Source organism: Streptomyces sp. RGM 3693 (assembly GCF_050471125.1).
Classification (GTDB): Bacteria; Actinomycetota; Actinomycetes; order Streptomycetales; family Streptomycetaceae; genus Streptomyces.
The window spans coordinates 2487758-2503640 of the sequence record NZ_JBMPPQ010000002.1 but is presented as its reverse complement, the minus strand read 5'-3'; the positions used below and the strand labels follow the sequence as shown (position 1 = coordinate 2503640).

Genomic DNA, 15883 nt, shown 5'->3' with positions numbered 1-15883 from the left:
CCGTAGGTGACCACGGTCCGCGCGCCCCGGTCGTCGCCCAGCAGCGCGAACAGGGTGTCCAGGCCGGCGTCGGTGGGCAGGGCGTGCAGTCCGGTCCCGGCGGCCGAGCGGTGCCGGGCGTCGTCGGAGACCCGCATCCCGCCGTCGGCCCACAGCGGCCAGCCGACGGCCACCGTGGTGCCCCGGCGGTCGGTGCGGGCGGCGCGCCGCTCGGCGAAGTGCTCCATGAAGGCGTTGCCGTAGGCGTAGTCGGCCTGGCCGGGGTTGCCGACGGAGGCCGAGACGGAGGAGAACAGCGCGAAGAACGCCAGGTCGTCGTCGGCGGTGGCGGCGTCCAGGTGGCGGGTGCCGGCGGTCTTGGCGGCCAGCACGGCCGCGGTCTGCGCCGGGTCCTTGCGGAAGAACATGCCGTCCTTGACGGTGCCGGCGCAGTGGAACACCCCGTCGATCCGGCCGTACAGCTCGCGGGCCCGGGCGGCGACCGCGTAGGCGTCGTCGAGGTTGCCGATGTCGCCGCGGACGTAGTGCACGGCGGCGCCGCGGTCCTGCCAGTCGCGGATCCGTCCGGTCAGGTCGGGGCCGGGCGCGCTGCGGCCGGTGAGGAGCAGCCGGACCGGTCCGCGGCCCACCAGCCGCTCGGCGATCAGCGCGGCGAGCCCGCCGCCGCCTCCGGTGATCAGGTACACGCCGTCCGGACGCAGCGCGTCGCCGCCGGTGGGGGCGGGCCCGGACGCGTACCGGACCGCCTGGCGGACGTCGTCGGCGTACCGGACCTCGGACTCGGCGGAGAGGTCGGCGGTTTCGTCGGCGAGGAGCCGCGCCAGCCGGTCGGGGGGCAGGTCCGCCGGGTGGCCGACGGCGCGGGCGCGCAGTACCGGCGCCTCGACGGCGACGGTGCGGGCCAGCGCGCCCAGCGCGGCGTCCTCCGGGTGCGGGCCGGTGGGGGTGGTGTCGTGCGGGTGGAGGAAGAGCAGGGCGGTGGGGTGCAGCGGTCGAGTGTCGGTGACGGCGGCGGCCAGCGCCCAGCATTCGCGGTACGCCTCGGGCACCGGGGCGGTGTCGTCGGCGCGGGCCGGGACCCGGGCGAGCCGGGCGTAGCCGGCCGGAGTGGTGCCCTCGTCCCGCAACGAGCCCAGCATCCGGCCGAGTTGGTCACGGTCGGTGGGGTCGAGGCGGTAGTGGTCGGGGCCCAGTCGCTGGTAGCCGGAGGCGCGTTCGGCGCGGATGACGCGGGTGCCGGGGCCGGCGGCGGTGCGCAGTGCCGCGGCGGTGGTGGCGGCGGCGCCGATCAGGACGAGGGCGCGGTCCGCGGGCGTCCCGTCGGCCGGGGGGCGGGTGGCCGCCGGGGACCAGACGGGACGGTGGCAGCGGAGGGTCAGTTCGGCGGTGTCGTCGGGCGCGGGCGGGGCGTCCGGTGCGGCGGGCTCCGGTGCCGGGTCGCGGTCGGGGGCCGGGCGGAGCCGGGGCGCGTACTCGGTGTGCAGGTGCGCGGCGAGCGAGTCGATGTCGGAGAACTCGAAGAGCAGTGTCGGGTACAGCGGGGCGCAGACGTACTTCTCCAGTTCGCGGCTGATGTCGAGCATGTGGCCGGAGTCCAGGCCCAGTTCGTAGAAGCCGGTGCTGGTGGAGAGGACGGCCGGGTCCTTGCCGAGGATCCGGGCGATCATGCCGCGCAGGTGGCCGGTGACCTCGGTGGGGTCGGCGGTCCGCTCGTCGTCGATACCGGGGTCCGCGCAGCCGGCGGTGCGGACCGCGGTGGGGCGGCGGACGGCGTCGACCGAGCCGTCGTCGGCCCCGTCCGGGCCGTCCTCGGTGACCAGCCGGGTGATCAGCCCGGCGTGCCGGATGCGCTTGCACATCAGCTTGGTGAAGCCGGCGAGGAAGCGGCCGTCGGCGTCGTAGAGCGCGCAGTCGTTGTGCATCACGTCGCCGGACTGGGCGAGCGTCTCGGGGTGCGGCATGTAGGCGTAGGCGGTGCCGGTGAGCGGGCGCGGGGCGCGGAACGACTCGATGAAGACCGGGATGAACGGGTCGTCGCTCTCCGGCGGGACCTGGGCGAAGGCGGCGATGGTGGTGCAGTCCATCTTGGCCGGGTGCAGGTGGAAGTGGTCGTCGAGTTCGGCGGCCTCGGGGTCCAGGCCCAGTTCGGCGAGCAGCCGCCCGTCGCCGTAGTAGAGCCGGCCGAAACAGCGCATCGCGGAGCCGTGCCGGATCTCCTCGGCGCGGGCCCGGGCGTACATCTCGTCGAGGTCGACGACGCGCAGGGCGGTGGTGCGCAGGGTGTCGAGGTCGAGCGGCGGCGGTTCGGGGGCGTCGCGGAAGACCAGTTCGCCGCGGAAGTTCTCGCGGTAGGTGGTGACCGGGGCGCCGTTCTCGCGGCGGCGGCTCTCGGCGGTGATCCAGCGGCTGCCGTCGGTGGGGACGGACACCGAGACCCGGATGTCGCAGTCGAAGCCCTCGGCGGTGGCGATGGCCTCGTGGAAGAGGACGTTGCGGAGTTCGGCGTGGGCGGTGTCGAAGCCGCGGTCGCGCAGGATGCGGAAGACGATGTCGAGGAAGGTGACGCCCGGCATCACGGACACCCCGTGCACCCGGTGGTTCTGCATGATGAAGTCGGAGTGCGCAAGGACCAGGTGGCAGACCAGTTCGTGGCCGGGGTCCGGTGCGGAAGGGGAGTTCAACACGGCTGTCCTTCCTGCGTGGCCGCTGCGGTGTCGAGGGCCGGGACGGTGGTGGTGGGTGCGGGGCCGGCCGGGGCGGGGGCGAAGTTCAGGCCGAGGATGGAGGCGCTGAGGCGGCGGCGGGGCGCGGTGGCCCGGGCGGTCCGGGCGACCGGTTCCGGCGGCGGGCCGGCCGGCCGGGCATCCGCCGGCTTCTCCAGCCACAGGCGGCGGCGCCGGAAGTGCGGATCGGGCAGTGCCGGCCGCGGGGTGTGCCGGGCCGCCAGCGCCGGGTCCAACTGGCTGGTGATCACATGGGCGTTGGTGCCGCCGAGGCCGAACGCGCTGACGCCGGCGGCGCGGATCCGGCCGTCGTCGGGGGCCCATTCCTGGACGGTGCGGGCGGGCCGGAACGGCGAGGTGGCGAAGTCGAAGCGGGGGTTGGGCCGGTCGCAGAAGAGCGTCGGCGGGATCCGGCCCTCGCGCACCGCGAGGACGGCCTTGAGGAAGCCGGCCATGCCGGCGGCGCTCAGCAGGTGCCCGACGTTGCTCTTGACGCTGCCGATGGCGCAGAAGCCGGTGCGGTCGGTGGCCTCGCGGAACACCTCGGTCAGGGCGCGCAGTTCGATCGGGTCGCCGATCATGGTGCCGGTGCCGTGCGCCTCGATCAGCCCGATGTCCTCGGGGCTGCGGCCGCCGGCGGCCAGCGCCCGGCGGACGACCTTGGCCTGGGCGGCCGGGTTGGGGGTGGTCAGGCCCATGGTGCGGCCGTCGTTGTTGACCGCCACCGCGTCGATGACGGCGTGGATCCGGTCGCCGTCGCGCAACGCCCCGGCCAGCGGTTTGAGCAGGACGACGCCGCAGCCCTCGCCCGGTACGAAGCCGTCGGCGCGCTCGTCGAAGGTGGCGCAGCGGCCCCGCCGGGAGAGTGCCCGGGCGGCGCTGAAGTCGAGGTAGGGCTCCTCGTCGAGGAGGATGTCCACCCCGCCGGCCAGGGCCAGTTCGGATTCGCCGTCGCGCAGGCTGCGGCAGGCGAGTTGGAGGGCGACGAGCGAGGAGGAGCAGGCGCTGTCGACGACGAGGTTGGGGCCGTGCAGGTCGTAGTGGTGGGCGACCCGGGCGGCGATGAAGTTCTGGTCGGAGCCCATGCCCACGGCGTCCCGGCGGTCGCCGGCGCGCCGTCCGTAGCCGGACATCCGCGCCCCGGCGAAGACCCCCACGTCGCGGCCGGCCAGCTCCGTCTCGCGGTAGCCGGCGTCCGCGAGGCACTGCGCGGTGCCTTCCAGGAAGAGCCGGACGGCGGGGTCCAGGCAGCGCGCCTCGTCGTCGGCCATCCGGAAGTACTCCGGGTCGAACTCCTCGATGCCGTCGAGGAATCCGCCCCATTTGCTGATGCTGCGGCCCGGTGCGTGGTCGGGGCTGTAGAGCGCGGCGGTGTCCCAGCGGGCGACCGGCACCTCGTCGACGGCGCACGCCCCGGCAAGCAGGTTCTCCCAGTACGCGGCCGCATCCGGGGCGCCCGGGAAGCGGCCGGCCAGACCGATGACGGCGATCTTGTCGGGGCCCACGGCGGGGGGCTCGGGGGCCGGTGCCGGGGCGACTGCCGGGGCGACTGCCGGGGCGGGGGTGGCGGGTGCCTCCCAGCCGGACGGGGCCGGAGCGGCGTCGGTGGCCGGAGCGGCGTCGGTGGCCGGAGCGGCGTCGGTGGCCGGGCCGGTGGTCATCGGGGCGCCGAGGGCGGCCAGGTGCGGGCCGAGCTGGTCGAGGGTGGGGTGGTCCAGGAGGGTTCCGGGGTCCAGTGGGCGGCCCATCTTCTCCTCGATGCGTTCGAGGAGTTCGCCCAGCATCACGGACTCCACGCCCAGGTCGCCGAAGAGCTCGGTGGGGTCGAGGTCGTCCTCCGGGATCGCCAGCAGCTCGCTGAACAGGGGGGCGAGCCAGGGCGGCGCGGCAGGTGACGGCAGCCCGTGGTCCGGGGTGGTCCGCACGGCGGTCTCCTCCTCAGAGGTGGTGGGGTCGGTGGCGGGGGCCGGCTCCGCCGGGTGCCCCAGGAGCGCCCGGGGGTCGGCCGGTACGCCGTCCAGCGGTGGGCAGGGCACCACCCGTACGTGCTCGGGCGGCAGTTGCAGCACCCGTTCCAGGACGCGCAGCCCGTCCACGTCGGTGAGCGGTCCGACGCCGGCCGCGGCGCAGCCGTCCGGCTTGGCGGCGCCCATGCCGGCCTCGCTCCAGGTCGGCCAGAGCACCGACCGGAACCACGGCCGTCCGGACCGTGCCTGGTGTTCGGCGAAGGCGTCGAGGAAGGCGTTGGCGGCGGAGTAGTCGCTGACGCCGGCGGCGAGGGCGGGGGCGAGCGCCGACAGCGAGGAGAACAGCACGAAGAACTCCGGCCGGTCGGCGGCGCACAGCTCGGCCAGGGTCTCCAGCCCGGTCGTCTTGGGTTCGAGGACCGGGGCGAAGTCGGCGAGGTCCTTGCCGACGAACGAGGGGCGGCCCAGCGGTCCGCGGCCGGCGCAGTGCACGACCCCGCCGAGCGGCCCGAGGGTGCGGCGCACCTCCGTCAGGAAGTCCGCGGTGCGGTCCCGGTCGCTGAGCGGCCCGGAGTGCAGCAGGACGTGGGTGCCCGCGGCCTCCAACTCGGTGACCAGGGCGGCGGTGGCGCCCTCGGGCGTCCGGGGGTCGAGAGCGGCCCATTGGGTGCGCGGCGGCAGGGTGCGGCCGCCGGTCAGGGCGATCCGTCGGGCGCCGCGCCGGACCAGGAGCCGGGCCACCAGGGCGCCGATGCCGCGGGTGCCGCCGGTGACGAGGTAGGACCGGTCGCCGGCGCAGCGCAGCGGGCCCGGGTCGGTGGCGGGCAGTGCGGTGAGGGCGGGGCGGTGGCGTACGCCGTCCCGGAGGCAGACCTGGTGCGGGGCGTCCGGTGCGGCGCGTTCGGCGAGGATCTGCCGGGCGGTGTCGGTCGGGCCGGCGGCGGCCGGGTCCAGGTCCAGTACGGTGGCGGCGACCTTGCCGTACTCGGCGCCCAGCATCCGTACGAAGCCGGCCAGTCGCGCGCCGGCGAGGGTCGGTGCGGGGCCCGGCAGGCCGTACAGTCCGCCGGTCACCTGGAGGATTCGGCAGCCGGTGCGGCGGAGTTGGCGCACCAGTCGTTGGAGCATCAGGAGCCGGCAGGTCCAGGGGCCGGGGCCGTCGAGGGCCGGTCGGCCGAGGTCGGTCAGGTCGAGCCAGTGGGTGAGGTCGGGGTGCTGGGCCAGGGCCCGGTTGATGATCCGGGCGGCCTCCCGCTCGGAGGCGAAGGCGGGCACGCCGTCGCCGGCGTCGGCGCCCTCCCGGACCAGCAACACCCTTTCCGGGCCGAGGAGTTGGGCGAGCGTGCGGGCCAGTACCTCGCTGTGTTCGGCGAAGAGGCACAGGGTCCGGCCGCGCACTTCCCCGGCCGGATGCGGGCCCGGTACGGGCTCCCAGCCGCAGGCGTACAGCGGGATCCCGGGGCGGGCGGGGGCGGCCGACGGGGCGTGCGGCTGCCGGGGTTCGGGCAGCCAGTAGCGGTGCCCGGCGAACGGGTACGACGGGAGGGCGATCAGCCGGGGGCGCGCCGGGTGCAGGGCGGACCAGTCGACCGCGCCGCCGCGGGTCCAGTGCCGGGCCAGTCGCCACAGCTCGGCGACCGGGTCGGCGCCGGGTTCCGGGGCGGCGATCGGGCCCTCGGGGTGCGCGGCCCCCGGGGTGCGGTCGTGGACCGCACCGTCCGCCGCGCCGGCCGCGAACCGGTCCAGGTGCCCGACGAGTTCCGGCAGGTCGTGCACGACCACGGCGAGGCGCTCGCGCAGCGGTTCCCGGCCGCTCTGGAGCGTGTGGGCGACGTCGGCGAGTGCGGGCGGCGGGACGGTGGCGGGGTCCTGGGTGAGGTGGTCGCGGAGTCGGGCCGCCAGGGCGCGCAACCGTTCCGCGTCGTGGGCGGACAGCACGAGCAGCTGCGGTCCGGAGGCGGCGGGCACCGGGGCCGCCGGGGCCGGCAGGTACTCCTCCACCACCACGTGGGCGTTGGCGCCGCCCGCCCCGAAGGAACTGATCCCGGCCCGGCGCGGCAGTGCGGTGCCGTCGGAGCCGCGGCGGGCGTCCCAGGGCCGGGACTCCTGGGGGACGTGGAAGGGCGAACCGGCCCAGTCCACGGCCGGGTTGAGGTCGCGGGAGTGCAGTGACGGCACCAGGGTGCGGTGGCGCAGCTGGAGGACGACCTTGGCGAGACCGGCCATACCGGCGGCGGCCTCGGCGTGACCGATGTTGGACTTCACCGAGCCGATCGCGCAGCTGCCGCGGGCCGGCATCGCCCCGTCGAAGGCCCGGGTCAGACCGTTGATCTCGACCGGGTCGCCGAGTTCGGTGCCGGTGCCGTGCGCCTCCAGGTAGCCGAGGTCGGACGGTTCGACGCCGGCCCTTCGCAGCGCGGTGCGCACCAACTCGCCCTGGGCGACGGGGTTGGGGACCATGTAGCCGTTGGTCTTGCCGCCGTGGTTGACGGCGGTGGCCCGGATGACGGCGTGGATCCGGTCGCCGTCGGCGCGGGCGGCGGAGAGCGGTTTGAGCAGTACCGCGCCGACGCCCTCGGCGGGGACGAAGCCGTCGCCGCCCGCCCCGAAGCTGCGGCAGCGGTGGTCGGCGGAGGCCATCTTCAGCCGGGCCTGCTGGCGGAACTTGTGCGGGTGCAGCGAGAGGTTGACCCCGCCCACCAGGGCCGCGGCGCACTCCCCGCGGCGCAGGCTCGCCACCGCCAGGTGCAGTGCGGTCAGCGACGACGAGCACATGGTGTCCACGGCCAGGCTGGGGCCGTGCAGGTCGAGGAAGTACGAGACGCGGTTGGCGATGCCGGCCACCGCGGATCCGGTGTCGGCCGGCTCGCCGAGCAGGGAGCGCTCCACGCCGAAGAACGGGTACTCGTTGTACATCGTCCCGACGAACACCCCGACCCGGGAGTCGAGTCGGTCACGGATCTTGGCCCGGGTGCAGCCGGCGTCCTCCAGCGTCTCCCAGGCCACCTCCAGGAACTGCCGTTCCTGAGGGTCCATCAGCTGGGCGTCCCGCGGGGAGATCCCGAACAGCAGCGGGTCGAACCGGTCCACGTTGTCGAGGAAGCCGCCCCACATCAACTCGGTCGGCCAGCCCTCGCGGGCCCGCTCGGCGGGCAGCGGTCCGACGCAGTCCCGGCCGTCGACCAGGTTGCGCCAGAAGCGGTCCAGGTCGGGGGCCTGGGGGTAGCGGCCGGCGAGGCCGATGACGGCGATGGGGTCGTCGGTGCCGGGGTCCTGCATGCCGGAGTCCGCGGTGCCGGGTGCCGGTTCCTGGTGCGATGCGGCGGTCGGGGGCTCCGGCTCCGTCCACGGTCCGCGGTGGTGGCGGACCAGATGGCCCGCGACGCCGGCGAGGTCCGGGTACTCGTAGAGGACGGTGGGTGAGACCCCGCCGATCTCCCGCTCGAAGCGGTCGTTGAGCAGGGAGACCAGGTGGGAGCTGAGCCCGTAGTTCTCCAGCGGGACGCGGGGGTGCAGCCGGTCGGTCGGGATGCCGCTGGCCTCGGCGTAGCGGTCGAGGAGGTAGCGCTCGGCGGAGGCCGGGACGGCCGGGGCTGTGGGGGGCGTCGGGGCGGCGATCGGGGTGGGCACCGGGGTGGTGACTGGGGTGGTGACCGGCTCCGGCGCCCCCGGGGTCGGCTGCTGCGGCTCCGCCGGCCGCTCGGGCGCCAGCCGGTGGCGTTCGCCGCCCAGGGCGCCGACCGGCAGCGGGATGCGGCGGGCGGGGACGGTCCACAGCCGGGCGAAGTCGACCGGGTGGCCGCGCCGCCAGTCCGCGGCCGCGGTGGCGGGGTCCGGGGCGGCGACCGGCGGGGCGGCGGCCAGGGCCGGGTCGGCGGTGCCGGTGGCCAGGCCGGGGTGGCGCCGGCCGTCGAGGAAGGCGGTCAGCCCGGCACGGACGCCGTCCAGGCCGTCGGCGTCCAAGGTCAGCCGGGCGGCGAGCGGGACCCGGCCGGTCTGGAGCGTCCAGGCCAGGTCGTCCGGGTCGGTGTGGCGGCCGGTGGTGGCCAGGTGGTCGCGGAGCCGGCGAGCGGCGTCGGTGAGCCCTTCCGGGGACTCGGCGGAGAGCACGACGGTGCGGGGGCCGCGCGGTGCCGCGGGGTGCGGCGCGGCCTCCCGGGCCCGGTCCGCGCGGTCGCCGGCCGGGACGTCCCGGTGGGGTGCCCGGATCAGCGCGTGTCCGTACGAGCCGGTGGCGCCGACCGCGTTGACCAGGGCCGTGGCGCGGCCGTCGGCGGCCCGGACCGGCCATGCCCGGGGCCGGTCGACCACCTCCACGGGGAGGCCCGGCCAGTCCACCAGCGGGCTGCGGTCGGCGGCGACCAGGGTCGGGGCGAGGGTGCCGTGCCGCATCTGGAGCAGCACCTTGATGAGCTGCGAGATGCCCGAAGCGGCCTCCAGGTGGCCGATGTTGGGCTTGAGGGTGCCGATCGGCACCGGCGGGACGTCGGCGCCGCGGGCCAGGACGGAACCGAGGGCCTCCAGTTCCGCGGCGTCCGCGATGCCCGCGCCGGCCGCCGCGCACTCCACGTAGTCGAGGTCGTCGGGGGTCACCCCCGCGTCGGCGAGCGCCCTGGCCAGGGAGTCGGTGAGGGCCTCGGTGCGCGGGGCACCGTAGCGCGGGGCGCGGCCGGCGTGGGCGATCCGGGTGCCCTCGATCAGGCCGTGCACGGTGTCCCGGGCGCGTTCGGCGGCGGCCGCCGGCCGCAGCAGCAGCACCCCGGCGCCCTCCCCCGGGCGCCAGCCGCTGCCGTCCGCGGCGTACGCGCCGCGCGGGGCACCGGTGGCGAGCAGTTCCATGCCGTCAAGCAGGCCCCAGTGGTACGGGTGGCCGAAGAGGTTGACCGCGCCGACCACCGCGGCCCCGCACTCGCCGCGGCGCAGGCTCGCCACCGCCAGGTGCAGCGCGGCCAGCGACGACGAGCAGGAGGTGTCCACGGCGAGGCTGGGGCCGCGGAAGTCGAAGAAGTGCGAGACGCGGTTGGCGATGTCGGAGGCGGTGGCGGGGGTGTGCGCGGGGCCGCCGTCGGCCCAGTGGTCGGCGCCCTGCTGCCGGTGGTCGTGCCACATCGCGCCGATGAACACCCCGACCCGGCCGGCCGACTCGCGCAGCGACCGGGCGGTGTGTCCGGCGTCCTCCAGGCACTGCCAGACGGTGTGCAGCATCAGCCGGGCCTGCGGGTCGACGGTGCCCGCCTCCTGCGGCGCGACGTGGAAGCGCAGGCTGTCGAAGCGGTCGATGTCGTCCAGGAAGCCGCCGGTGGCGGGGGCGCCGGGCGGGGCCGCCTCGGTGCGGGTGGCGGGCAGTGGGCGGACCGCGTCCCGGCCGGCCAGCAGGTCCTCCCAGAAGGCGTCCAGGTCGTCGGCGCCGGGGAAGCGGCCGGCCATCCCGATGACGGCGGTGGGGGTGGCGGCCGTGGGCTCCGCCGCCGGGGCTGCCGGGCCGGTCGGCTCGGGGTCGGCGAACACCGGACGGGTGCCGGCCGCCGAGCGCTCCGGGTGTGCGGCGGCGCCGCCCAGGAACGCCTGGAGGAAGACGTGTCCCTCGTCCAGTCCCAGTCGGTCGCGCAGCCGGTCGGTGTTGAGGGCGCCGATCGGGCACAGTCCGATACCGCAGGCGGCCTGCCCCATCAGCAGCAGCTGCCCCATGTAGCCGGATTCCAGGGTGAGGTAGCGCAGGCTCTCGTCCCCGTACAGCGGCTCGATGCCGTGCCGCTGGCCGAAGAGGTAGACGCCGAACCGCGAGCGTTCGAAGACCGGGCGGTTGTAGTAGAAGTGGCTGCGGCCGTCGAGCCGGCCGTCGGCGTCGAGGAGCCGCAGGGCGTGCCGGTCCGGGTCGTAGTAGTAGAGCCCGGCGCCGAGGCCGTCGACGGCGTCCGGGGTGAGGTGGAGGTAGACCTGGACGGCGTAGGTGTCGCCGGCCGAGGGGTACAGAGCGCGGGCGGTCCCGTCGGCCGGTGCCGCGCGCAGCAGGCTCAGCAGCCGGCAGAAGTCGGCGTACGGGACGGGACCCGCACCGAAGTCCCGGCGGCTGGCCCGCCAGGCGTACAGCTCGGCCTCGAACTCCACGGTGTCCAGGGCGGTTTGGGAGGTGGCCGGCTCCTCCGGGCGCCGGTTCCAGTGCTGCTGTTTGAAGCGGTCCCGGTCCTCCGGGGAGAAGAAGTCGACGGAGGCGGGGGCAGGGGTGGGCGTGGGAGCGGGGGCGGGAGCTGGGGTGGGCGTGGGCGCCGGTTCGGGCGTGGGCCCGGGCTCGGGCTCCGGTTCGGGCTCGGCCGCTCCCAGGAGATGGGTCCGCACCCACCGCGCGATACCGCTCACCGTCGGCTCGTCCAGCAGCGCCGATACCGGTACCCGCTGCCGGTGGGCGCGTTGGAGGGCACCGGAGACCCGGACCATGGTGAACGAGGTCGCGCCCTGGTCCCAGAGGTCGGCCTCGGCGTCCACCGACGGCACTCCCAGCGCCTCCGCGAACAGCCGGGCGATCTCCGCGCACAGCTCGGCGTGCGAGGGCCCGGTGGGCCGGGGCGCCGGAGCCTCGCCCGGTCCGCCGGCCGGCGCGGCGGCGACCTCGGGGGTCCCGGCGCTCTCGGCGGTCGGCCCGGTCAGCTGGTCCTTGGTCAGCGGCCAGGGCAGCGCCGACCGGTCCAACTTGCCGTTGGCGGTGGCCGGGAAGGCGGTCAGGAAGCCGAGGAAGTTGGGGATCATGTACTCCGGCAGGGCCTGGGCCGCGAAGGCCCGCAGGTCCCGTCCGGTGCACGCGGCGCCGGGGCGCGGGACGACGTAGCCGACCAGTTTGCGGTCGCCGCAGCCGTCCTCGCGGGCCAGTACCACGGCTTCCTTGACGGCCTCGTGGGCGCGCAACCGGTGTTCGATCTCGGCGAGTTCCACCCGGAAGCCGCGGATCTTGACCTGGCCGTCGGCCCGGCCCAGGAAGCAGAGGTTGCCGTCGGGGAAGTAGCAGGCGCGGTCGCCGGTCTTGTACAGCCGCTCGTCGGGGTCGTCCCGGAAGCGGAAGGGGTCGGGCAGGAAGCGTTCGGCGGTGAGCGTGGGCTGGTTGACGTATCCCAGCGCCAGGCACTCACCGCCGATGTAGAGGTCGCCCTCGACGCCGACGGGACAGGGGCGCAGCTGGGCGTCGAGCACGTGGTAGCGGCAGTTGTCGAGGGGCTTGCCGTAGGGGATGCTGCGCCACTCCGGGTCGATGGCGCCGATCCGGAACCAGTTGGACCAGACGGTGGCCTCGGTCGCACCGCCCAGGCTGATCAGATCGGCGCGGGGGAAGACCGCGCGGATCTCGTCGGGCAGGGACAGCGGGGTGTAGTCGCCGCTGAGGAAGACCAGTCGCAGGTCGCCGGTGCCGGGGGCGTCCTGCCGGCCGTCGAGCAGCGGGCCGATCTGGGCGAGGGTGGTGGGCGCGGAGTTCCAGAAGGTGACCGGTTCGTCGAGCAGGACGTCCAGGAGGAGCGCCGGGTCGCGCTGCTGCTCCTCGTCGGCGAGGTAGAGGGCGGCGCCGCGGCCCAGCAGCCCGAAGACGTCGAAGACCGAGAGGTCGAAGCCGAGCGAGGTGACGCACAGGCCCATGTCGTGCGGGCCGAAGTCGAAGGTGCGGTAGCACCAGTTGAGGAGGTTGAGGACCGGGCGGTGGGCGACCGCGACGCCTTTGGGGCGGCCGGTGCTGCCGGAGGTGAAGATGATGTAGGCGGTGTGCTGGGGCCCGGTCGTCGGGTCGGGGTCGTCGTCGGCGTCGGCGGGGTGCGGGCCCCGGGTCGCGGCGGTGGCGCAGAGCCGGCCGACGCCGTCGGGGACGGGCCAGCCGTTGCGGTCCTCGGTGGTAACGACCAGGGCGGCGTCCGCCTCCTCCAGGATGACCGCGGCGCGTTCGGCGGGCAGGTACGGCTCCATCGGGAGGTAGACGCCGCCGGCCTTGAGGACGCCGAGGACCGCGGCGATCATCATTGGGCCGCGCGGCACGCTGACCGCGACCACGGTCTCAGGGCCGACGCCGCGGGTGCGCAGTTCCCGGGCGAGGCGGTTGGCGCGCCGGTTGAGTTCCCGGTAGGTCATGGTGCCGCCGCGCCAGCGCAGCGCCTCGGCGTCCGGCCGCTGGGCGGCCTGCTCCTCGAAGGGCTGGTGCATCAGGCGGTCGGCGGGGAAGTCGTGGGCGGTGTCGTTCCAGGTGTGGAGGAGGGTGTGGAGTTCGGCGTCGGTGAGGGCGCCGGCGGCCGGGGCCTTCGCCGCAAGCGGCTGCGGGGCGTCCGGCGCGGACCCGTCCCATGCCGCGTCGTCCGTCGCCAACCGCCGTACGGCCGCGGTGTACGCCGCGAACGCCTCGTCCCAGCCGTCCTCCGGGGCTTCCGGCTCGACCGCGTCCCAGGCGAGGTGGAGCAGTCCGGCGTCCACGGTGGTGATGCAGTCCAGGGTGACGTCGGGGGTGCAGCTCAGCCAGGGGCCGGCGGTGCTGCCGGGAGGCAGTGGCCGGTCGGTGAGGTCCAGGAGGGAGGTGTAGACGACTCGGTGGCCGGCGGTGCCGGTGCGGGCGGCGGTGCGCCGTAGCTCGGGCAGGCCGCTGGTGGGGACCGTCCGGTCCTGGTCGAGGGTGTGCTGGCAGTGGCGGGCGCGGTCGGTGAACGGCAGCGCGGGCGGGGCGCAGGGCAGCCAGCTGAGGGCGGTGTGTTCGGCCGGCCGGTGCTGGTCGCCGATGTGGTCCCAGCGGACGACGGGCAGTGCGAAGCCGGTGCCGTGGCGGCGGGCCAGCGCCTCGCAGAAGGCAGTGAACAGGACGGCGTCCGGGGACAGTCCGTGGGCGGCACAGCGGTCGGCGAACGGCTGCCAGGCCAGCGGGACGGCCTGGAGGCGGATCCGGCGCGGCGGGGTGTCGTCGGGGGCGGTGCGGGCGGCGGGGATGCCGGGCGGGAGGTCGCGCAGCCGCCGCGGCCAGTGGTCGGGGTCGGCGGGCGGTGCGGTGCCCTCCTCGGGGCGGGGTTCGACGGGGCGCGGGGTGGCGGCCGGGTCGGCGTACAGCCGCATCAGTTCGCGGCCGATGAGGTGGATGCTGCGGGCGTCGGCGAGGGTGAGGTCGACGGCCAGGTGGACGGTGTCGGTGCCGGTGCCGGTCGCGGCCGGGCCGGTCGCCTCGGTGGGGGGCGTCGCGGCGCCGCGGGTGACGCGCACCTCGAACTGCGGGTGGCGGCCGAGCGGGAAGGGCGCGGCGGCCATCGCCTCACGGACGGCGTCCGGGCAGGGGGCGGCGCCGTCGGGGCCGGGGCCGATGACGGGTACCGTCCACTGCTCGGGCGCCCGGGCGCACACCTCGATGGTGCCGTCGTGGGTGACCGCGCTGCGCAGGACGTCGTAGGCCGCGGCCAGCTTGGTCACGGCGGCGGACAGCCGGACCGGGTCGATCCGCTCCTCGCTGTCGTAGGAGGTGACGACCTGGCAGCCGCGCCAGGGGCCGGGGTCGGCGGTGGCGCGGGGCACGAAGTACGCCTGTTGGAGGTCGTTGAGCGGACGGGGGGTGGGGTCGGTGGCGAGGGCGGTGGCGCGCAGGCCGTTGCAGAGGGCGGCGAACGCGGCGTCCGCGGTGCCGGGGGTGAAGCGGGCGTCGGCGGTGTCCCAGCGCAGGTGGAGCGCGCCGTCCTGTTCCCACATCTGGTGGTCGAGCCAGATGCCGGTGGTCTGGCTGACGGCGTAGCCGGGGCGGGCGGCGAAGCCGCGCTCGCGCGGGCGGCCGGCGATGTCGAGCATGCTGGTGAAGACGACCGGCAGCGGCGCGGGGCCGCGGCCCCGGTCGCGGGCGCGCAGTTCGCGCCCGGCGGCGACCGCGCAGGCCCCGGAGTGCTCCAGTGCGTCCCACAGTTCGCGGTGGGTCAGCCGGGCCGCCTCGTCGAACGGGTGCGGGTACGGCGGGACCGCCTCGACGAGCGCGGTACCGGTGAACGGGCCCACCAACTGGTCCGCTTCGGGCGGGAGGTGGGGCCGGCGGCTGGTGGTGACGACGAGCGCGTACGGGCGGTGGGCACCGTGCCGGGCGAGTGCCTCGGTGAAGACGGTGAGCACCAGGGCGGTCGGCGAGACCTCCAGTGCCGCCGCGCGGTCCTGGAGTGCCTGCCACACGGCGGGCGGGAGGGCGGCGGTGCGGGTGGTCCGGCGCAGGCACGGCAGGCCGTCGGGGCGCTCTTCCGGGGCGTCGGTGAACAGGGCCGGGGCGCCGGGGAGTCGGCGGATCCGGTCCACCCAGTGGTCGAGGTCGCGGCGGTGGCCGGGGGTGTGCCGGGCGGCGTCCAGGGCGGTGACGCAGTCCCGGACGGTGAGTCCGGTGGCGGGGGCGGGGAGGGTGTGCCGCGGGTCGTCGTAGCACGCCTGCCACTGGGCGGTGAGCAGGTCCAGGCCCTGGCCGTCGGTGATCAGCGCGTCGATGCTGAGGTGGATCCGGCCGCCGCCGTCGGCGCGGCGGGTGGCTTCGACGGTGAAGGGGGGCCACTGCCCGGCCGGGTAGTGGCGGTGCGCGAGTCGCCCGCGGACCTCGGCGGCCCGGGCGGTGAACGCGGCGCGGTCCGCGGCCTCGTGGACGCTCAGGGTCCAGGGCGGGGCGGTGGCGCGGATCTGCTGGCGGCCGTCGTCGGTGAGGACGGCGCGCAGCATGTCGTGGTGGTCGACGAGGCGCTGCCAGGCGGTGCGCAGCCGCTCGGCGTCGAGGGCCGGGAGGTCGAACTCGCGGTAGAGGTGGCAGCCGATGGCGTCGGCGGTGAGTTCGGGCTCCTTGCCGCTGAGGTACGCCTCCTGAAGGGGCGTCAGGGGGAACGGCTCGTGGCGGGCGGCCGGGTCGGAGGTGGCGGACGGGGCGCCGGGGCCGGGCTCCGGTCGGGTGTCGTCGGCGGCGAGGGCGGCGACCCGCCGAGCGTAGTCGGCGAGGGTCGGGGCCTCGGCGAGCCAGCGGAGCGGGACGTCGAGGCGGTGCTCGTGCTGGACGGCGAGCCAGAGCCGGGCCGCGGTCATCGAGTCCAGGCCCAGCCGCCGCAGTGCGGTGTCCGGGGCGGCCGGCGGGTCGCCGGGCCGGGCCTCGGCGAGGACGCGGGTGAGCGTCCGGGCGATGCGCGCGGCGAGTGCGTCGCCGGTGGTGGCCGGCGCTCCCGCAGGGCTGGTTCCAGGCTCCAT

At 76.0% G+C, this 15883-nt stretch carries 2 protein-coding genes (1 of these 2 only partly in view); both read right to left on the bottom strand.

Annotation, left to right across the window (positions count from 1 at the left end; all coding sequences use genetic code 11):
* Positions 1-2681, bottom strand: partial view of an SDR family NAD(P)-dependent oxidoreductase gene (locus ACO0M4_RS28535; RefSeq protein WP_430373792.1) — the 5' end (the start) only. 20200 nt of this gene lie to the left of the window's left edge; only the first 2681 of its 22881 coding nucleotides appear in the window; the start codon lies at positions 2679-2681; its stop codon lies off the left edge, out of view.
* Positions 2678-15883: an amino acid adenylation domain-containing protein gene (locus tag ACO0M4_RS28530; protein ID WP_430373791.1), complete on the bottom strand. Its 13206-nt coding sequence runs from the start codon at positions 15881-15883 to the stop codon at positions 2678-2680. Before ACO0M4_RS28530 ends, ACO0M4_RS28535 begins: the two co-directional genes overlap by 4 nt.